General features: G+C 67.9%; 17 protein-coding genes. 8 read left to right on the top strand and 9 right to left on the bottom strand.

What is annotated here, in order from left to right:
• Position 1 precedes the first annotated feature (1 nt).
• Entirely contained in the window at positions 2–1,390 is a 1,389-nt protein-coding gene (locus tag ACQ450_RS02820; RefSeq protein ID WP_431470423.1) for a pyruvate dehydrogenase complex E1 component subunit beta, read from the top strand.
• 38 nt (positions 1,391–1,428) lie between these two features.
• On the opposite strand, the gene ACQ450_RS02815 is transcribed toward ACQ450_RS02820, so the two are convergent.
• From ACQ450_RS02815 to ACQ450_RS02805, 3 genes are read right to left on the bottom strand one after another with little or no spacing between them, the layout of a single operon-like run.
• Complete coding sequence (locus ACQ450_RS02815) at positions 1,429–2,100, bottom strand: TadE/TadG family type IV pilus assembly protein (RefSeq protein WP_431470422.1); 672 nt, start codon at positions 2,098–2,100, stop codon at positions 1,429–1,431.
• Positions 2,097–2,726 carry a TadE/TadG family type IV pilus assembly protein gene (locus tag ACQ450_RS02810; RefSeq protein ID WP_431470421.1) on the bottom strand — a complete coding sequence of 210 codons (630 nt, stop codon included), beginning with the start codon at positions 2,724–2,726 and terminating at the stop codon, positions 2,097–2,099. Before ACQ450_RS02810 ends, ACQ450_RS02815 begins: the two co-directional genes overlap by 4 nt.
• Positions 2,723–4,786, bottom strand: coding sequence for a pilus assembly protein TadG-related protein (locus ACQ450_RS02805; protein WP_431470420.1), 2,064 nt, complete (start codon positions 4,784–4,786; stop codon positions 2,723–2,725). The genes ACQ450_RS02810 and ACQ450_RS02805 overlap by 4 nt, the downstream gene beginning before the upstream one ends.
• 111 nt (positions 4,787–4,897) lie before the next feature.
• Between ACQ450_RS02805 and ACQ450_RS02800 the strand changes: the two genes are divergently transcribed.
• Positions 4,898–5,566 carry a squalene/phytoene synthase family protein gene (locus ACQ450_RS02800; RefSeq protein ID WP_431470419.1) on the top strand — a complete coding sequence of 223 codons (669 nt, stop codon included), beginning with the start codon at positions 4,898–4,900 and terminating at the stop codon, positions 5,564–5,566.
• A 62-nt stretch (positions 5,567–5,628) separates the two neighbouring features.
• On the top strand, positions 5,629–6,099 hold the full coding sequence (locus tag ACQ450_RS02795) for a histidine kinase (protein WP_431470418.1): 471 nt from the start codon (positions 5,629–5,631) through the stop codon (positions 6,097–6,099).
• Between the two features lie 3 nt (positions 6,100–6,102).
• Here the strand turns inward: ACQ450_RS02795 and trmFO are convergent, their stop codons facing one another.
• Positions 6,103–7,449: a methylenetetrahydrofolate--tRNA-(uracil(54)-C(5))-methyltransferase (FADH(2)-oxidizing) TrmFO gene (trmFO, locus tag ACQ450_RS02790; protein WP_431470417.1), complete on the bottom strand. Its 1,347-nt coding sequence runs from the start codon at positions 7,447–7,449 to the stop codon at positions 6,103–6,105.
• Positions 7,450–7,515: 66 nt separating this feature from the next.
• Between trmFO and ACQ450_RS02785 the strand changes: the two genes are divergently transcribed.
• The 3 genes from ACQ450_RS02785 (at position 7,516) to ACQ450_RS02775 (ending at position 9,233) form a co-directional block, all read left to right on the top strand.
• Complete coding sequence (locus tag ACQ450_RS02785; RefSeq protein ID WP_431470416.1) at positions 7,516–8,154, top strand: lysoplasmalogenase family protein; 639 nt, start codon at positions 7,516–7,518, stop codon at positions 8,152–8,154.
• The gene (locus tag ACQ450_RS02780) at positions 8,151–8,585 is read left to right on the top strand and encodes a DUF488 family protein (RefSeq protein WP_431470415.1); all 435 of its coding nucleotides are present in this window, start codon (positions 8,151–8,153) and stop codon (positions 8,583–8,585) included. Before ACQ450_RS02785 ends, ACQ450_RS02780 begins: the two co-directional genes overlap by 4 nt.
• Positions 8,586–8,660: 75 nt before the next feature.
• Positions 8,661–9,233 carry an HdeD family acid-resistance protein gene (locus tag ACQ450_RS02775; RefSeq protein WP_431470414.1) on the top strand — a complete coding sequence of 191 codons (573 nt, stop codon included), beginning with the start codon at positions 8,661–8,663 and terminating at the stop codon, positions 9,231–9,233.
• On the opposite strand, the gene ACQ450_RS02770 is transcribed toward ACQ450_RS02775, so the two are convergent.
• The 4 genes from ACQ450_RS02770 to yaaA form a co-directional block, all read right to left on the bottom strand.
• Positions 9,223–9,573, bottom strand: a complete 351-nt coding sequence (locus ACQ450_RS02770) for a DUF952 domain-containing protein (protein WP_431470413.1) — start codon at positions 9,571–9,573, stop codon at positions 9,223–9,225. The two genes, ACQ450_RS02775 and ACQ450_RS02770, sit on opposite strands and share 11 nt — an antisense overlap.
• Positions 9,570–12,362: a DNA gyrase subunit A gene (gyrA, locus tag ACQ450_RS02765; protein ID WP_431470412.1), complete on the bottom strand. Its 2,793-nt coding sequence runs from the start codon at positions 12,360–12,362 to the stop codon at positions 9,570–9,572. The genes ACQ450_RS02770 and gyrA overlap by 4 nt, the downstream gene beginning before the upstream one ends.
• 115 nt (positions 12,363–12,477) lie before the next feature.
• Positions 12,478–13,176, bottom strand: coding sequence for an SDR family oxidoreductase (locus ACQ450_RS02760; protein WP_431470411.1), 699 nt, complete (start codon positions 13,174–13,176; stop codon positions 12,478–12,480).
• Positions 13,176–13,949, bottom strand: a complete 774-nt coding sequence (gene yaaA / locus ACQ450_RS02755) for a peroxide stress protein YaaA (protein ID WP_431470410.1) — start codon at positions 13,947–13,949, stop codon at positions 13,176–13,178. Before yaaA ends, ACQ450_RS02760 begins: the two co-directional genes overlap by 1 nt.
• A 181-nt stretch (positions 13,950–14,130) precedes the next feature.
• Here yaaA and ACQ450_RS02750 point away from each other — a divergent pair, with 181 nt between their 5' ends.
• Positions 14,131–15,444, top strand: coding sequence for a tetratricopeptide repeat protein (locus ACQ450_RS02750; protein ID WP_431470409.1), 1,314 nt, complete (start codon positions 14,131–14,133; stop codon positions 15,442–15,444).
• A 49-nt stretch (positions 15,445–15,493) separates the two neighbouring features.
• Here ACQ450_RS02750 and ACQ450_RS02745 read toward each other — a convergent pair whose 3' ends face one another.
• Complete coding sequence (locus ACQ450_RS02745) at positions 15,494–15,961, bottom strand: Lrp/AsnC family transcriptional regulator (protein WP_188055002.1); 468 nt, start codon at positions 15,959–15,961, stop codon at positions 15,494–15,496.
• Positions 15,962–16,148: 187 nt separating this feature from the next.
• On the opposite strand from ACQ450_RS02745, the gene ACQ450_RS02740 reads away from it, so the two are divergent.
• Positions 16,149–18,344 (top strand): histidine kinase dimerization/phospho-acceptor domain-containing protein, encoded by a 2,196-nt coding sequence (locus tag ACQ450_RS02740; RefSeq protein WP_431470408.1) that lies wholly within the window; start codon positions 16,149–16,151, stop codon positions 18,342–18,344.
• The last annotated feature ends 89 nt before the right edge of the window (positions 18,345–18,433 follow it).

Genomic DNA, 18,433 nt, shown 5'->3' with positions numbered 1-18,433 from the left:
GATGGCGATCGAACTGAAGATGCCGGCGCTGTCGCCCACGATGGAAGAGGGCACGCTGGCGAAATGGCTGGTCAAGGAAGGCGACAGCGTTTCGTCGGGGGACATCCTCGCCGAGATCGAGACCGACAAGGCGACGATGGAGTTCGAGGCAGTCGATGAAGGCACGATTGCGAAGATCCTGATCGCCGAGGGCACGGACAATGTGAAGGTCGGCACCGTCATCGCGATGCTGGCCGAGGAAGGCGAGAGCGCCGATGCAGTCGAGGTTCCCGCCGAGAAGCCGGCGCAGGAGCAGAAGGCCGCCGAATCCGAAGCGCCGAAGGCCGAGCCGAAGGCGAGCGGCACGAGCCAGCTCGCCGACAGCAAGCCGCAGCTCGCCGATCCCGAGGTGCCCGAGGGCACCGAGATGGTGAAGCTCACCGTGCGCGAGGCGCTGCGCGACGCGATGGCCGAGGAAATGCGGGCCGACGAGCGCGTGTTCGTGATGGGCGAGGAAGTCGCCGAATATCAGGGCGCGTACAAGGTGACGCAGGGGCTGCTCGACGAATTCGGCGCCAGGCGCGTGATCGACACGCCGATCACCGAATATGGCTTCGCCGGCGTCGGCACCGGCGCGGCGATGGGCGGTCTGCGCCCGATCGTCGAGTTCATGACGTTCAACTTCGCGATGCAGGCGATCGACCATATCGTGAACTCGGCGGCCAAGACCAATTACATGTCGGGCGGCCAGATGCGCTGCCCGGTGGTGTTCCGCGGGCCGAACGGCGCGGCGAGCAGGGTTGGCGCGCAGCACAGTCAGAATTACGGCCCCTGGTATGCCAGCGTCCCCGGGCTGATCGTGATCGCCCCCTATGACGCGGCCGATGCCAAGGGACTGCTCAAGGCGGCGATCCGGTCGCCCGATCCGGTCGTGTTCCTCGAAAACGAGCTGATGTACGGGCGCAGCTTCGAGGTTCCCAAGCTCGACGACTGGGTGCTGCCGATCGGCAAGGCGCGGATCGTGCGGCCTGGCAAGGACGTCAGCATCGTCAGCTATTCGATCGGCGTCGGCGTGGCGCTCGAAGCCGCCGAGCAGCTGGCGGGCGAGGGGATCGAGGCCGAAGTGATCGACCTGCGCACGCTGCGCCCGCTCGACAAGGCAGCGGTGCTCGAGAGCCTGAAGAAGACCAACCGCATGGTGGTGGTCGAGGAAGGCTGGCCGACCTGTTCGATCGCGTCCGAAATCTCGGCGATCTGCATGGAGGAGGGCTTCGACTGGCTCGACGCGCCGGTGACGCGCGTGACCAACGAGGACGTGCCGCTGCCCTATGCCGCCAATCTGGAAAAGCTGGCGCTGGTCGATTCCGAGCGCGTGGTCGCCGCGGTGAAGAAAGTCACCTACCGCACCTGAATGCCGGACACTCGGCGCCGTTCGCGCGGCGGCGAGGGTCAGCAGGTCGAAGGCGTCACGCCGGAAACGGGATAGACTCCGTTGGTGCCGCCGGTCGTGTCGCGGCGGTCGCGCACCATCATCGATGCAATCTCGGTCATTGCCGCGTCGGGCGCCAGCGATCCGCCGACCAGCGGCTGATATTCGTAATAGACCTCGACGAACATCGTCACGCCATTTTCGGGCGCGATCGCCTGGCGGCCGGCGGGGCCCATGCCCGCCATGTTGGTGCCGTTCGACTTGCCGGCCTCGCCCCAGCTCGATTTGTGCCCGACCTTCGCGCCGCCGCAGCGCTGCCAGCGGATGCGATACCGCCCGCTCGTGTTCGGGTTCGACATCGGCTCCAGGCTCGAGAGGATGATGCGCCCATGCCTCAGCAACTCGAGCTCGCCGGACTGAAGGTTCGCTCCGGTCAGCAGGTCGTTGATGTCGGCTTCGGTGATCTGCTTGGCCGAAAGCTGGCTCCCCGATCCGATCCGCGCGGCATTGTCGGCCAGATGCAGGGCGATCTGGCTCATTCGCATCTTGGTCGTAATATAGTTGGTGAGCTCCGCGCCGCTGAGGCTCAGCACCAGCAGGATCGGCAGCGTATAGGCGAATTCGAGCAGCGCGAGGCCGCTCGTGTCGCTGCGCAGCCGTCGAAGCAGCGCGAGGAGGCGGGGGGGCGTCACGTGCAGTTCCGCACCTGGGGCGGCTCATAGCTGCCCTGGTCGCCATAGGGCTGGTTGCGGAGCACTGTGGATGCGGTCAGCCGGGTCGTGTCCGAACCGCCGACGAAGCGGTAGATCGGGAAGAAGCGCGGATAGCGGACCTTCACCGTGTAGAGCGTTGCGTCCTTCGCGCCGCCCTGGCCTTCGTTGCCGCCGTCGGCGTCCCACACGCTGTTGTTGTTCTCGTCATCATAGGGCTCGCCATTGTCACAGCGGCCGTTGGTGTTGCTGTCGGTCCAGCGCTCGGCGCGTGCCGCCGCGGCGTCGGAGAAGGTGCGGTAGTAGCGGCGGGAGAAGTCGATGGTCGCATTGTTCGCCAGCGCGCGGACCTGCTTGCGCACCTTCTCGTCGAGAAGTGCCTGCTGCGTCGCTTCGGTGCCGCTCTCCAGCGTGGCGTCGCGCGCGGCCTTCTGCAGGATCCCCTGCAGCACCGAGCGCATGTAGAGCGTGTGGCCGATGTCGAACGCGCCGAGAAGGACCAGGCAGAGGACAGGCGCCACGATCGCGAATTCGACGACCGTGGCGCCCGCCTTGTCGCGCGCCAGTGCGCGCGGTGGGACGCGGCGGAGGGAGAATCGCCGCGTCACCGGGTAAGCCTGAGCTGGGAAATCTCGTCCGCGATCGAGCGGAACGTCTGCTGAAGCGTCGCCGAATCGCGCGCCACGAAATAACGGTTGGCGCTCGCGCAATTCTCCAGCCGCTGCTCGGTCGTCTCGTTCGAGCCCGACCCGAACGAGATCACCCATAGCGTGATGTTCATGTTCTTCACCGCGGTGCACATCGCCGAGAAGCGCGCGTTGACCTGATTGGTCAGGTCGCCGCTGCTCGGCACCGCGCTCGCGCTCGTCTGCCGCCGGTCGAACCAGGGCAGGCCATAGGCGGCATAGTTGGCGGCGCTGGTCACCGTGTCGCCGTCGGTCATGAAGATCAGATGGCGCTCGATATCGCCGCCCTTGGGCGTCTTGGCGTTCGACGCGGCGAACAGCCCCGTCGGCGAAATCAGCCGGGCGCCCCAGATGAGACCGATGTCGTGATAGGTATTCCCGTTCGGCGTCAGCCCGTCGACATAGTCCTCGAACGCGCTCGCAGTGGGCCAGGTCTGCAGCAGCCGGCTTTCGCTCGGGCACGAGTAGCTGGAATTGTTGACGTAATTCTGCTCGCTGAACACCTCCGCCGAGTTCCAGCCGTTGGTGCTGCCGTTCGAGCTCCCCGTCGCCTGCCGCGTGAAGATCGCACCGGGCAGCGCCGGGCCCCACAGCGTTGCCGGATCATTTTCGGCGGGCACCAGATCGATGTTCAGGTCATAGGCGCCGGACGGGATCGGGCTGAAGTTGGTCGCGCGCACCGTGGCGCGTTCCTCGATGCAGCCGTCCCAGGGGATGCTGCGCATCGCTCCGTTGGCGCCGATCGGCAGTTCCACGGTGCCGGTGTCGTTCCACTGATGGACGTCGGCGGGATCCTTGAGGCCGCTGATGTCGTGCGTCACCTGGGCGTAGCGCCACCGCTGGAAGGTCTTCTCCGTCGTCGTGACCGGCTGCGCCGAATAGGTGATCGTCACACTCGAGCCGGTGGTGCGCGTGCTCTTCTGGAGCATGCAGCGGATGTCGCCCCAGCCTTGCTTCACGGTGCGGTATTGAGTCTGCAACGTTCCGTTGACCGTGGTCTCGGTCCAGGTCTTCACGCCCGTCTGCGGATTGATGACCGGGTCGGAGGTCGTGGTCGTCCCGTTCATCACCTGCGTGCCGGGATTGGGTGTGGGGATCGCCGGGCATCCGCCCCACCAGTCGATGTAGGTGCTGGTATCCTCGAACGGGCTCCATGCGGAGGTGTTGTTCGATACGTCGCGATCGGTCTCGATCGGGTTGGGATAGGTCGTCGTCGTCTCGGTATGCCACACCGGCTCGCGCGACTGGTACTTCCATTCGTTCGCGAACCAGTCCGGCGACAGCAGCCGCCCGACATTCACATTGGTGTTGTACGGCACGAAGCCGAAACGGATCTGAACCTGATCGCCCGTGCCGCCGGCCGGCTGACCGTGGGTGCACATCGCGTCGGTGTCGAGCCGCGCGACGATCTCGTAGAAGCACTTCACCGCCGTGCGCAGGCTCTCGATCTTGGTGTCGCTGTCCGACGACACGGCCTTGCTGCCCATCGATCCGGTGACGTCGAGCACGAACATCACATCGGTGTTAGGCAGCCGCATCTCGGCGTCGCAGGTCACGGTCAGCGTTTCGCTCGTGCGGCCGAAAATCCGCATCAGCGTCATCGGCACCGTCGCCGAGGCCGTGCCGATCACCTTGCCCGCCTGTTCGCTGAAGCTGCGGGTGAGGTTGGAGGCTCCATAGGGCGTGGCCGAGATGTTCGCGTCGAAGAATTTTTCGGCGACGCCGCGCGCCCAGTAATTGTTGTAGCTCCAGACGCCGGCACCCATCGATTTGCGTCCGGCGAGCGCTCCGGCGTCGCAGGCGTGTTGCAGGCGCGTCTTGACGATGTACATGCGGCTGATGTCGACGCCGCCGCCCACCATGCCCGCCAGCGGGATCATCGCCATCGCCATGATCGCGATGGTGTTGGCGCGGGTATCGCGGACAAGCGCAGTGAGCCACGCCCGCGCGTCAGCCATTGTCCGCTCGTGCCGATTGCTCATGCCAAAGCCCAGTTGCCCCGATCAATGGGCGGATATGGCGCCTGTGAGGATAACGGCGGATCAAGCAGCATGGTTAATGCGCCGGTTACGTTGCGGGACCGGAGGCTAGCGATGACGCCCGAAGCCGCCGAACGGCGTCAGATCCTGAGCTATGCCGCGCCCGACCGCCGCGCCGGGCTCGCCGCATTGCTCGCGCTCGACGATGCCCTGGCCGCCCTGCTGCGTACCACGCGCGAGCCCGCGCTCGGCCAGATCCGGCTGCAATGGTGGCGCGACCGGCTTTCGGGGCTCGACGACGCTCCGCCGCCGGCCGAGCCGGTGCTGCAGGGGCTGGCCGAGCACGTGCTGCCGCGCGGCGTAGCGGGCAGCGCATTGGCCGAGATGGTGGCCGGATGGGATGTGCTGATCGAGGCCGACCTGCTCGATGCGGCCGCACTGCGTACCCATGGCAACGGGCGGGGCGGGGCGCTGTTCGCCGCGGCTGCTGCCGTGCTGGGCGGCGCGCCCGACGATCCGGTCGAGGCGGCAGGCACGGGCTGGGCACTCGCCGACCTGGGCCGGCATCTCCAGCGGAGCGGCGAGGCGGAAGCCGCGCGCGCGCTTGCGGCCCCGATGCTGGCGACCGCGACCGCAGCGCAGTGGAGCCGCAACGGCCGCGCGCTCGGTGCGCTCGCGCATCTCGCCCGCCGCGATCTAGCCCTCCCGCCGGGAGCGCCGCCGCCGGTCGGCGCGCCGTCGCGGGTGGGACGATTGATCTGGCACCGCTTCACCGGACGATAGCGGCTTGCCCGCGGCGCGCGGAAGCGTAGCCTGTCGCACGGGCAACAGGGGGAGTCGCGACCATGTGGCGCTATTTCGTGGGTGCCGCCGGGGCATTGCTGCTCGCAGCCGCCGGCTTGTTCTTCTTCCGCGGCTCGGCAGAGCCCGAAACCGCCGCCGCACTGCCGCCGCCGATGCCGGTGGAAACGGCCGAAGCCGAGCCTCCGCCGCTCCCCAAGGCCGCGCCGCGCGCCGATGATCGCACGCGCGAGCAAAAGCGGTTCGACCGCTACGACCGCGATCGCGACGAATCGATCACCCGCGAGGAATATCTGCGCAACCGCCGCCGCGCCTATGCCCGGCTCGACAGCAATGGCGACGGACGGCTGTCGTTCGACGAATGGGCGGTGCGCACGACGAATAAATTCGTGGGCGCCGACGCGGATCGCTCGGGCGCCCTCAGCAGAACCGAATTCGCCACGACGCGCGTGGTGCGCCGGCCGCGCGCCTCGCCCACGCCGTGCCGCTGCCCGGCGCCGGACGAGGAGGAGTGACGCTCAGGCGGCGAGCCACTCGCGCAGCGCCTCGCGGGCGCGGGCGGTGTAGAGCAGCTTGCGGTCGGCCTTCTTCGAGCGGCCCTCGATCGGCGGGAAAAGGCCGAAGTTGACGTTCATCGGCTGATAGGTCGCCGCCTCGGCGCCGCCGGTGATGTGCGCCAGCAGCGCGCCCAGCGCAGTCTCGGGCGGGGGCGGCGCCATCAGCGCCCCGGCGAGCTCGGCGGCGGCGAAGCGTCCGGCGAGCAGGCCGATCGCGGCGCTCTCGACATAGCCTTCGCATCCGGTGATCTGGCCGGCGAAGCGGATATGCTGCCGCGCCTTCAGCCGCAGCGTGGTGTCGAGCAGCTCGGGCGACTTGATGAAGGTGTTGCGATGCAGCCCGCCCAGCCGCGCGAACTCGGCATTCTCGAGTCCGGGAATGGTCCGGAAAAGAGCGACTTGGGCGCCATATTTGAGCTTTGTCTGAAAGCCGACCATGTTCCAGAGCGTGCCCGAGGCATTGTCCTGGCGCAGCTGGACGGCGGCATAGGGCCAGCGCCCCTGCGGATATTCGGGAGTGCGGTCGTGCGGATTGTCGAGACCCACCGGCTTCATCGGGCCGTGACGCAGCGTATCGATGCCGCGCTCGGCCATCACTTCGATCGGCATACAGCCTTCGAAATAGGGGACGTTCTCCCACTCGCGAAATTCGGTCTTCTCGCCGTCGAGCAGCCCCTGGACGAAGGCGCGATACTGCTCCTTGTCCAGCGGGCAATTGATGTAATCGGCGCCGTCGCCGACATCCGAGCCCTTGTCCCAGCGCGACTGCTTCCACGCCACGTCCATGTCGATGCTCTCGAAATGGACGATCGGCGCGATCGCGTCGAAGAAGGCGAGTTGGTCCTTGCCCGTTGCCCTGGCGATGCTGCCTGCCAGACTGTCGGCGGTCAGTGGCCCGGTGGCGATGATCGTCATGCCGCTTTCCGGAATAGTATCAATACGTTCGCGCACGATGTTGATATTCGGATGGGCTTGGAGTGCGGCGGTCACTGCCTGCGAAAATCCGTCGCGGTCGACCGCCAAAGCGGAGCCCGCCGGCACCTTGTGCGCATCGCCCGTAGCGATGATGATCGAGTTCAGGTCGCGCATTTCCTGATGCAGCAGCCCGACGGCGTTGCGCTCGGCGTCGTCCGAGCGGAAGCTGTTCGAGCAGACGAGCTCGGCCAGGCCGTCGGTCTGGTGCGCCGGCGTCATGCTGCCCGCGCCGCGCATTTCGGAAAGCCGCACCTTCCAGCCCGCTTCGGCCAGCTGCCATGCCGCTTCCGATCCGGCTAGCCCGCCGCCGATGATGTGAATATCGTGAGTCATGCGGGTGCAGATAGCGGCGGCGTGCGCGGCTGACAAAGCCGGCGGAGATCGGGGGGAGGAGGAAGAATGCAGCAGGCTGGCCGGAACGCGCAGCTCCTGTTCTTCGCCGCGCTCGCGGTCGGGGCAAGCTATTATGCCAATCGCTGGATCGGCCTCGAAGGCGTTCCGGCGATCGTCTGGAAGGGCGGCGGCGTCGGGCTGCTCGCGCTCTGGGCCGCGACGCTGGCGCGGCGGCGCGATGGCTGGATGATCGCGACGGTGCTGGCGTTCGGCGCGGCGGGCGACGTGCTGCTCGAAGCGGCGGGGCTGACGGTGGCGGCGCTGGCGTTTCTCGCCGGCCATCTGATCGCGATCCTCCTCTATCTGCGCCACCGCGAGCGTCCGCTCGGGATCGTCGCCGTCGTCGCCATTGCCGTTGCCGGGACTGCCTGGCTTCTGCCCGACGCGCGCGCCGAGGCGCCGGGCGTCGCGCTCTATGCGCTCGGCCTCGGCGCGATGGCGGGCGCGGCGGCCGTCAGTCGCTTCCCGGCGATCGTCCCGCTCGGCGCGGCGCTGTTCGTGCTGTCGGATTTGCTGATCTTCGCGCGAATGGGGCCGCTCGGCGGGTCCGAGCTGCCGGGGCTGCTGATCTGGCCGACCTATTTCGGCGGACAGGCGCTGATCGCCTGGGGCGTCGTCACTCGGTTGCGACGGGAGGCGGTATGACGCGGGTGTTCACCATCGGCTATGAAGCCGCGACGTTCGACGATCTGCTGGCGGCGCTGCGGAAGGCGGGGGTCCGGCAAGTGATCGACGTGCGCGCGCTTCCGCTGTCGCGTCGTCCCGGCTTCTCCAAGTCGGCGCTCGCCGCGGGGCTTGCCGAAGCGGGGATCGACTATGTCCATCTGAAGGCGCTCGGCACGCCCAAGCCGGGCCGCGACGCCGCGAAAAAGGGCGACCGGGCGACGTTGGAGACGGTCTATTCGGGGCAGCTCGAGCTTCCCGAAGCACAGGCACAGGCGGCGCGGATGCGGGAGCTTGTCGAAGCTGCTCCGTCGGCGCTGCTCTGCTACGAGCGCGACCCCGCGCTCTGCCACCGGACGCTTCTGCTCGCGGCGGAGGGCGAGGGGCTGGAATCGGTCGACCTGTTCCCCTGACCGCCGCGCGATCGGAACTTTTTCGCTCCGCCGCCGCTGTCGCGATCAGGGCCATATGCAACACAGGGGCAGAACGTGACCGACACCGCCGCACGCCGCACGCGATCCGACACGACCAGCTGGGGCTGGGTGCTCGCGCTCGGCGTGGTGATGATCCTGCTCGGCCTGCTGCTCTTCGGAGCGCCGCTCATCACGGCGGTGGCCGGAGCGACTCTCGTCGGCGCTGCGCTCGTCGTCCTCGGCATCGGCGGGATCGTCGTCGGGGCGAAGTCGGCGCGGCCGTCGCGGCGCTGGACCGACATCCTGTTCGGAGTGGTCGCCGTCCTCGTGGGGCTCTACTGTTTCGCCTTTCCGCTCGCCGGATCGATGTCGCTCACGTTCGCGGTCGGCTTCTGGCTGCTGTTCCGCGGCGTGCTCGAACTGGTGTCGGCCTTCCGCAGCGACGACGGCACCGGCAAGGCGCTGCTGTTCCTTTCCGCGCTGCTCGACATCATCCTCGGCGTGCTGCTGCTCGCCAACTATCCGTTTCCGGCGGTGCAGTTCCTCGGCATCGCGCTCGCGCTCAGCCTGATCTTCGCGGGCTTCACCACCGTGATCGGCGCCTTCGGGCTGCGCCGCCTGCAAAGCGGCTCGGCGGTCAACCCGTGACCGGGAGGCGCACCGTTCCGTCGGCGTCGCGGACCAGCTCCGAATAGCCGACCACCGCCGAAAGCGGCAGCGGCGCATAGAGATGGGGGAAGCTGGCGCCGCCGCGCGATTCCTCCCACTTCACCGCATCCCCCAGTGCGACCAGATCGACGGCGGCGACCCACAGTCCGTCCTGCCCGGCGAAATGCCTGTCGACGGTCTCGGTGAGCTGCTCGGCGGTCGACAAGTGGATATAACCGTCCTGGATGTCGACCGGTGCGCCGGTGAACACGCCGTCCTTTTCCAGCACCGCCATCTGATCGGCGGTCAGCACCTTATATCCGGTCTGGGCGCGGGTCATGGCTCGTTCCCTTCGTCGTCGCTCTCGTCGACGTGCTCGTCCATCGTCTCGGGCCCGGTGCCATCGTCGACGCGCAGGTCGCCCGCCGGACCGGCGGCGGCCCCGGCACGCTCTTCGGCGACCTTCTCCTCGGCGGGGTTCTCCGGCGCTTCCTCTTCGTCGATCCGTGCGGCGCCGACGACATGCTCGCCCTCGGCCACCGAGAACAGCCGCACGCCCGCCGAACCGCGGCCGATCACGCGCAGGCTGTCGAGCGGCATGCGGATCATCTTCGCCTGATCGGTCACCAGCATCAGCTGCTCGTCGGTATGTGCCGGGAAGCTGGCCACCACGGGTCCGTTGCGGCGGATGTTGTCGATGTTGGTGATGCCCTGTCCGCCGCGGCCGGTGCGGCGATATTCATAGGCGCTCGAGATCTTGCCATAGCCGTTGGCGCAGACGGTGAGGATGAACTCCTCGGCGGCGCTCAGCTCCTGCATCCGCTCGGCGGAAAGCGTCGGGCCGTTCTCATTCTCCTTCCACGGCGCGGCGCGCAGATAGGCGTCGCGCTCCTCCATGTCGATTTCGGAGGATTTGAGGATCGACAGCGAGATGACCTGATCGTCGCCCTTCAGCGTCATGCCGCGCACGCCCGTGGCGGTTCGGCTCTGGAACTCGCGCACGTCGGTCGCGGCGAAGCGGATCGCCTTGCCCTGGCGGCTGGCGAGCAGGACATCGTCCTCCTCGGTCAGCAGCGCGACGCCCACCAGCCGATCGTCGCTGCCCTCGTCGAAGCGCATCGCGATCTTGCCGTTCGACGGCACGTTGGTGAACGCGTCCATCGAATTGCGGCGCACCGCGCCGTTCTTGGTGGCGAAGACGATGTGGAGATCGGCCCATTCGCCTTCATCCTCGGGCAGGGCGAGCACGTTGGAAATCGTCTCGCCCGCCTCGAGCGGAAGCAGGTTCACCATCGGGCGTCCGCGCGTCTGCGGCCCGCCTTCGGGAAGGCGCCACACCTTCAGGCGATAGACCTTGCCCGCGGTCGAGAAGAACAGCACCGGCGTGTGAGTCGAAGTCACGAACAGGTTCGTGATGGCATCCTCGTCCTTGGTCGCCATTCCCGCGCGGCCCTTGCCGCCGCGCGCCTGGGCGCGGAAGGTGGCGAGCGGCGTGCGCTTGATATAGCCGCCGTGGGTCACGGTGACGACCATGTCCTCGCGCTCGATCAGATCCTCGTCCTCGATCCCGTCGGCGGCGGCGGCGATTTCGGTGCGGCGCGGCGTCGCGAACTGATCGCGCACCGCCTGCAGCTCCTCGCGCATCACTTCGTAGAGCTTGGCGCGATTGCTGAGGATTTCGAGCAGCTCGGCGATGCTGTCGGCAAGCGCGCGGAGCTCGTCGCCGATCTCGTCGCGCCCGAGCGCGGTCAGGCGGTGGAGCCGCAGGTCGAGGATCGCGCGCACCTGGGTGTCGCTCAGCCGATAGGTGTCGCCTTCGACTTCGTGTTCGACCGCCTCGACCAGCCGGATATAGGGCGCGATCTCGGCCACCGGCCATTCGCGCGAAAGCAGCTTCTCGCGCGCCTCGGCGGGCGAGGACGAGCCGCGGATGATCCGCACCACTTCATCGAGATTGGTGACCGCGATGACGAGGCCGAGCAAGATGTGCGCCCGGTCGCGCGCCTTGGCCAGCTCGTATTTCGAGCGCCGCGTGATCACTTCCTCGCGGAACTTGACGAACGCCTCGATGATGTCGCGCAGGTTGAGCAGCTCGGGGCGCCCGCCGCGGATCGCGAGCATGTTCGCCGCGAAGCTCGATTGCGCGGGCGTGTGCCGCCATAGCTGGTTCAGCACCACCTCGGGCGTCGCGTCGCGGCGCAGGTCGATGACGATGCGCACGCCTTCGCGGTTCGATTCGTCGCGAATGTCGCTGACGCCCTCGATCCGCTTTTCCTTCGCGGCCTCGGCGATCTTCTCGACGAGCGCGTTCTTGCCCTGCTGATAGGGGATTTCGGTAAGGATGATCGAGCGCCGGTCGCCGCGCTGCTCGATCGTGTGGCGCGAGCGCAGCATCACCGATCCGCGGCCGGTGCTGTACGCCGATCGGCAGCCCGACCGGCCGAGGATGATCGCGCCGGTCGGGAAGTCGGGCCCGGGGACGATCTCCATCAGCTCTTCGGCGGTGATCGCTCCATTGGCGATATAGGCGAGGCAGGCGTCGACCACTTCGCCCAGATTGTGCGGCGGGATGTTGGTCGCCATGCCCACCGCGATGCCCCCGGCGCCATTGACCAGCAGATTGGGGAAGCGCGCGGGCAGCACCGACGGCTCGGTTTCCGACCCGTCATAGTTGGGTACGAAGTCGACCGTGTCCTTGTCGAGATCGGTCAGCAGCTCGCTCGCCGCGCGCGCGAGCCGCGCCTCGGTGTAGCGCATCGCCGCCGGAGGATCGGGATCCATCGATCCGAAATTGCCCTGGCCGTCGATCAGCGGGACGCGCATCGACCAGTCCTGGGTCATGCGCGCCAATGCGTCGTAGATCGCGGTGTCGCCGTGCGGGTGGTATTTACCGATTACGTCGCCGACGATGCGCGCCGACTTGCGATAGGGCCGGTTGTAGAAGAATCCGCTTTCCGAGGCCGAGTATAGAATCCGGCGGTGAACGGGCTTCAGCCCGTCGCGAACGTCGGGGAGCGCACGCGCCACGATCACGCTCATCGCGTAATCGAGGTACGAGGTCTTCATCTCGTCGACGATCGAGATCGGGGTAATGTCGGAAGGGTCCGCGAGGAGGGTCTCGTCGGTCAAGGGCCAGGGCTTTCCGGAGAGTGTTTCAGCTGTGCGACAGCCCTAGCGGCTGGGGCTCCTGCTGCCAAGGGCCGCGCGCGCGTGCACGCGCGTACGCGTGCGAGCGGCTGGCGTGTCAGAACGGGATCTCGGTACCGTCCCAGGCGAAGAGCTTGCCCGAATCGACCGGCTTCAGATCTTCGATCACGTCGAGCAGCTGAAGCGCGGCGCGCTCCGCGTCGAACAGAGCGCCGGGCGCGACATTGCCCTGGAACGGCCGCGACAATGCGGTGTCCACCGTGCCGGGATGCAGCGCCACGACGATTGACCGGTCATTCGCGCGCTTCGCTTCGATCGCGGCGTTGCGCACCAGCATGTTGAGCGCGGCCTTCGACGCGCGATAGCCGTGCCAGCCGCCGAGCCGATTGTCGGCGATGCTGCCGACGCGCGCCGACAGCGCAGCGAACACGGGAGTGCCGGCGCGCGGAAGCAGCGGCAGGAAATGCTTTGCGACCAGCGCCGGACCGATCGCATTGACCGCATAGGTGCGCGCCAGCCACTCTGCGTCGAGCTCCTTCAGCGCCTTTTCGGGGCCGCGGCCCGCTTCGTGGAGCAGCCCGGTCGCGACGACGACGAGTTCGGGCGCGGGGCCGGTGGCCACATGCGCCGCAGCGGCGGCGATGCTCGCTTCGTCGGTCAGGTCGAGGTGGCGGTCGCCCTGCCACGAGCGTGCGAAGCCGTGCACCGCTTCGAAGCCGCCTTCGTCCTCAATCGCCGCCAGCAGCGCGCCGCCGATGCCGCCGGACGCGCCGATCACCACTGCCGAGCGCGGCATCAGCCCGCCTCGCCGCTGCGCACGAAGGTCCAGCGGTCCGCCTCGCTCGCCGCGGCGTCGAAGCGATAGCCGGCACTGTCGAAGCCGCGCATCGCCTCGGCATCGGCGATATGATGCTCGCACATCCAGCGCGCCATCATTCCGCGCGCCTTTTTCGCGTGAAAGCTGACGAAGCGGGGTCCGTCGGGGCCCGGTTCGCGGAAATCGACTTCGATGATCCGCACTCCCGCGGGAAGCTTGCCCGCTACTGCGCGCCAATATTCCTGGCTCGCAAGATTGAGGATCGTGCCCGATCCTTCCGCCGCGATGTCGCTTGCAAGCAGGTCGGCGATCCGGTCCTGCCACCAGCCATAGAGGTCCTTGGCCCGCCCGGGTGCCCAGCGCGTTCCCATTTCGAGCCGATAGGGCCGCATCGCGTCGAGCGGTCGCAGCAGCCCGTAAAGCCCCGAGAGGATCCGCACATGATCTTGCGCGAAGGCGATCGCCGGCTCCTCGAGCGTGCGCGCCTCGAAGCCGCTGTAGACGTCGCCGGCAAAGGCATAGAGCGCGGGTCGCTCGGGTTGCTCGGCGAAGCCCCGGAAGCGATCGACGTTGAGCGCCGCCAGCTTGTCCGAAATATGCATCAGCGCGCCGAGCCGGCTTTTCGACAGCTTGGCCGCACCCTGCGCCAGTGTTTCCGCCTCTGCCCCAAGCCGCGGCGCGGTGGGCTCGATCGAGGCGGGGAGGGGCGTGGCATAGTCCAGCGTCTTCGCCGGGGAGAGGACCGCAATCATTCTGCGCGCCTAGCCGCCGTCGAGCGCGTGAGTCAAAGCGGCAGGGAGCCGGCGCGTTCAATGCGCGTTCAGTTCGCCGATGCCATTCGGCACGGCCCCGCGTCGGCTTGAATGGTGCCGATCCGCCCTTTAGAGGCGAGCGCGAATTCCGCTCGCGCGGGCCCAGTTAGGAGAGTCTCACATGACATTCGTTTCCAAGCTCACGCTTGCGACTGCCCTCTCGCTCAGCGCCTTCGCGCTCACCGCCGATCCGGCTTCGGCGCAGCGCCGTGGCCAGCAGCAGGAGCAGCAGCAGCTTGAAATGAGCGAGGATTTCCGCGAGCCCGCCGCCGAGGCGCAGGCTGCGGTCGAAGCGCGTAACTGGGACGCCGCCGAGGCCCCGCTGGCGCGGGCGGAAGCGGCCGCCGACAATCCTGACGAACAGTATTTCGCCGCATGGATGCGGCTTCAGGTCGCCACCGGCAAGGACGACGATGAAGGCGTGATCCGCGCGCTCGACACGCTGATCGCCAGCCCACGCGTCCCGGCCGAGAATCAGGCGGCGCTCAACTATGAGCGCGGCCGCCGCGCGATCGTGCTCGATCGCCGCGCCGAGGCGATCCCCTTCCTGCTGCGCGCGCGCGAACTGGGTTCGACCAGTGCCAACCTGCCGCTGCTGCTCGCCAGCTCCTATCTCGAAAACGATCAGGTTTCCGAGGGCATCGCCGAGCTCGAGCGTGCGATCCAGGCCGAGGAAGCCGCGGGCCGCAAGGCACCCGAGGATTGGTACAGCCTCGCCGTCGCGAAGCTCTACGGCACGGGCGATCGCGCCGCCACGGCGGGCTGGCTGATGCGCCAGGTCGAAGCCTATCCCACCATCCCCAACTGGCGCCGCGTGCTGATTCTCTATCGCGAGAGCAACGACAGTGCCGGTGCGCAGCTCGGTGCGCGGCAGAAGATCGATCTCTATCGTCTGATGCGCGCCAGCGGCGCGCTCGCCGACGAGCGTTCCTATTATGAATATGCCGATGCCGCGGTGAATGCGGGTCTCCCCTGGGAGGCAGTGACGGTGATCGAGGAAGGACGTGCCGGCGGTTCGATCGCCAGCAACGAGCCGACTTTCAACCAGATCTACACCCAGGCGCAGCGCGCGGTCCGCAACGAGCAGGCGCTTTCCACCTATGAGCGGCAGGCCACCGCCGCCGCGAACGGCGAGCTCGCCGCGCAGACCGGCGACGCCTATCTGGCATCCGGCAACGACGCGAAGGCGATCGAGCTGTATCAGCTCGCGCTCGAAAAGGGCGGTGTCGACACCGACGTCGTCAATCTGCGCCTCGGCATCGCCCAGGCGCGCTCCGGAAACGAGACGGCCGCGAAGCAGTCTTTCGCTCAGGTGAGCGGCACCGGCGCGACGGCGGACATCGCGCGCTTCTGGACGACGTGGATCGATCTGCCGGAGCTGGCGCCTGCTCCTGCGTCGGAAGCGGCTGCGCAGCCCGCCGCAACGGCGAACTGATCGTAAAGGGGGCGGGATCGGCCGGGCGCCGACTCCGCCCCTTTTCAGTTCAGGCCGGCGGAACGGGCACGCCCGGCAACAGCTTCGAAGTCCGGATCGTGAGCGACGTCTTCACGCTCTCGACATTGGGTGCGGTGGTCAGTCGTGTCGTGAGGATCTTCTGGAAGCTCTGAAGATCGGTCGCTACGATCTTGAGAATAAAGTCGATTTCGCCGTTCAGCATGTGACATTCGCGGACTTCGGGAATGTCTGCCACCAGCGTTTCGAATGCGCGCAAGTCGCTTTCCGCCTGGCTGCGCAGGCTCACCATGGCGAAGACGGTCAACCCATAGCCCAGTGCTTCCGCATCCAGTGCGGCATGATATCCCCGGATCGCGCCTTCCTGCTCCAGCGCGCGGACGCGGCGCAGGCAGGGAGGGGCGGTAAGGCCCACGCGCTCGGCCAGTTCGACATTGGTCATGCGCCCGTTCTCCTGGAGCAATCCCAGGATGCGCACATCAATTTCGTCGAACCGCATTCGTCCCCCAGATTCGCTTTGGCGCACCGATCGTGCTCGGCAGCCGGGATAAGCCTTATATTATTACTCGGCAACGCAATTGTCCCACATTGCGACGTGCCGAAATCGAGTGTTCCGAAGGAATGCCCCAGCCGTTAAGAAATCCTTACGCCGCGGCGAACGCGGCAGCAGAGGAACAAGGCGGCGCGTGCGCTTCGACGATACTCTTGAGACGGTCCTGGCAGGCGATGTGTCGTCGCCCTTCGGCATGCAGTCCGCCTGGCGCCAGCTCGTCGATCTGATCGGCCGCCGCCGCGTGCCGCCGGACGCGCGCGCGCTTTCGACGCTGCATACGATCCGCCCCCATGTTCCCGCGCCGGTGCGTGCCGCCAGTGCGCGGGGGCTGGAATATGCCGATCCTCCGATGGCACTGGTGCGGCTGTTCGCAGTCGACGACATCAAGATCGCGGCGCCGGTGCTGCGCACCGCTCGGCTCACCTCGTCCGAATGGATCGCGCTGCTCCCCGATATTTCCTCCGCCGCGCGCGCAGTGCTGCGCGGACGGCGCGAACTCGGCCCGGCCGTGAAGCGGGCACTCGACGCATTCGGATCGGCCGATTTCATCCTGGCCGGCGAGCCTGCGGCGCTTGCCGAAGCACCGGCGGCGGAGGTCGTGTCGGCCGAGGAAGTCGCACCCGCAGCCGAGGCGGAGCCGATCGACTGGAACGATGTCATCGCTTCGCCCGCGCCGGTGATGGTCGTGAATGCGCCGCAACCTGCTCCCGCGTCCGAGCTGGAGATGGCGCAGGACCGGGTGCTCGACTGGGCGCACGTCGTCGCGACCCCGGCGCCGGAGGGAATCGAGCCGCCGGAGCCGGTCGCGCCTGTCGCGGCCCTGCCGGTGCCTGCCGAACCGCCTCAGCCGCCGCTTGTGCTCGCGCCCGAGCGGGAACGACTGCCCTACCCGATTGCGGCACCCGCTGTCGCTACCGAGCCCCAGGAAGCGGCCGAAGAGGATTTCTCCTTCGTCGCGCTTGCCGGCGTGGCGGCTTCCTATGCTGCTGCGGGCGCCGTACAGCCCGTCCCCGCGCCGGCTCCGCCCGAAAGCGGGACAGCGAGCGCCGAACCGGCCGACGCAACGGTTGCCGAGCCCGGTGCCGTGGCTCAAGGTCCCGCGATGACCGGGGAAGAAACGATGCTCGCGGATCCCGACACGGCGGCGGCCGCGCAGGAAGCGGAAGCCGAACCGGAGGCGCAAGGCGAGGCCGCGCCGGGCGCCGATCCCGAGGGGCCGTTCCAGATTTCCGAAGTCGTTGCGCGAATCGACGCCTTCTGGCGCCGCCAGCAGGAAGCGCCGGAAGCCGCTCCACCGGTGCGCGAGCCCGAAGCGGCCGGCTTCCGCTTCGAAACCGATTCGAAGGGCGTGATCCGCTGGGTCGAGGGTGTTTCGCGTGCACCGCTCGTCGGGCTCTCGCTCGATCTGCAGGGAGTGCCCGGCACTGCGCGAGTCGACGGAGTCGCTGCGGGCGCGTTCCGGCGCCGCGCCGGCTTTTCGAACGCGCGGCTCTCGGTCGAAGGCGAGACCGACGCAGCCGGCGACTGGCTCATCTCCGGCATTCCGGTGTTCGATCCCGCGAGCGGACGCTTCACCGGCTATCGCGGCACGGCGCGCCGCCCGCGCACCGACGAGCGTGCCGAGCCGAGCCGTCCCGCGCCGGCGACGCCGGCCGATTCGCTGCGCCAGCTCGTTCACGAGCTGCGCACGCCCACCAATGCGATCGCCGGCTTCGCCGAGATGATCGAAACCCAGATCCTCGGCCCGGTGCCCGAGCCCTATCGTGATCGCGCCGGCGTGATCCGTACCCAGGCCAAGGAACTGCTCGGAGCGATCGACGATCTCGACCTCGCGGCGCGGATCGAAAGCGACGCGCTGGCGCTGGTTCCCGGTACGGTGGCGCTGCGTCCGCTGCTCTGCGGTATCGCCGACGACCTCGCTCCGCTCGCCGAGCTGCGTGGGTCGTGGATCGCGCTTCCGGTCGACAATCTCTCCGTCAGCGGTGATCGGCGCGCCGTCGAGCGACTGCTTTCGCGGCTGATGGCCACGCTGGTTTCCGCCAGCGATCGCGGCGAGCGTGTGGGCGTCCGCATGGGAATCGAAGGCGCCGATACCGTCGCCATCTGGCTCGAACGTCCGGCGGCTCTGGCCGATTTCCCCGGCGAGGCGATGCTCGGGATCGACGACGAGGGAAGCGACGCGACCCTGCTCGGCACCGGATTTGCGCTTCGCCTGGCGCGCAATCTCGCCAAGGAGCTGGGCGGGTCGCTGGTGATCGGCGCGGACAGCTTGACATTGCGCCTTCCCGCGGCGGTTAGTGCGCCGGTGGAGCAAGCACATCTGAACTGATGCCGGGGCAGGGGAAGCGCACACGCCCGCCCGCCGCCGGGAAGCCTTCAGGCTATCGCGTTCCGTCGCCAGCGGCGGACGCACTGATC

It is taken from the genome of Sphingosinithalassobacter sp. LHW66-3 (genome assembly GCF_050703275.1).
Classification (GTDB): domain Bacteria; phylum Pseudomonadota; class Alphaproteobacteria; order Sphingomonadales; family Sphingomonadaceae; genus Sphingomonas.
The sequence above is the reverse complement of the archived record's forward strand: the minus strand, read 5'-3'. Positions and strand labels throughout refer to the sequence as shown.

Excerpts from the sequence above, each read along its gene's own strand:
- ACQ450_RS02820 (WP_431470423.1), top strand. The coding sequence starts at position 2 with ATGGCGATCGAACTGAAGATGCCGGCGCTGTCGCCCACGATGGAAGAG.
- ACQ450_RS02805 (WP_431470420.1), bottom strand. The coding sequence starts at position 4,786 with ATGAGCAATCGGCACGAGCGGACAATGGCTGACGCGCGGGCGTGGCTC.
- ACQ450_RS02800 (WP_431470419.1), top strand. The coding sequence starts at position 4,898 with ATGACGCCCGAAGCCGCCGAACGGCGTCAGATCCTGAGCTATGCCGCG.
- ACQ450_RS02795 (WP_431470418.1), top strand. The coding sequence starts at position 5,629 with ATGTGGCGCTATTTCGTGGGTGCCGCCGGGGCATTGCTGCTCGCAGCC.
- trmFO (WP_431470417.1), bottom strand. The coding sequence starts at position 7,449 with ATGACTCACGATATTCACATCATCGGCGGCGGGCTAGCCGGATCGGAA.
- ACQ450_RS02785 (WP_431470416.1), top strand. The coding sequence starts at position 7,516 with ATGCAGCAGGCTGGCCGGAACGCGCAGCTCCTGTTCTTCGCCGCGCTC.
- ACQ450_RS02780 (WP_431470415.1), top strand. The coding sequence starts at position 8,151 with ATGACGCGGGTGTTCACCATCGGCTATGAAGCCGCGACGTTCGACGAT.
- ACQ450_RS02770 (WP_431470413.1), bottom strand. The coding sequence starts at position 9,573 with ATGACCCGCGCCCAGACCGGATATAAGGTGCTGACCGCCGATCAGATG.
- ACQ450_RS02760 (WP_431470411.1), bottom strand. The coding sequence starts at position 13,176 with ATGCCGCGCTCGGCAGTGGTGATCGGCGCGTCCGGCGGCATCGGCGGC.
- yaaA (WP_431470410.1), bottom strand. The coding sequence starts at position 13,949 with ATGATTGCGGTCCTCTCCCCGGCGAAGACGCTGGACTATGCCACGCCC.
- ACQ450_RS02750 (WP_431470409.1), top strand. The coding sequence starts at position 14,131 with ATGACATTCGTTTCCAAGCTCACGCTTGCGACTGCCCTCTCGCTCAGC.
- ACQ450_RS02745 (WP_188055002.1), bottom strand. The coding sequence starts at position 15,961 with ATGCGGTTCGACGAAATTGATGTGCGCATCCTGGGATTGCTCCAGGAG.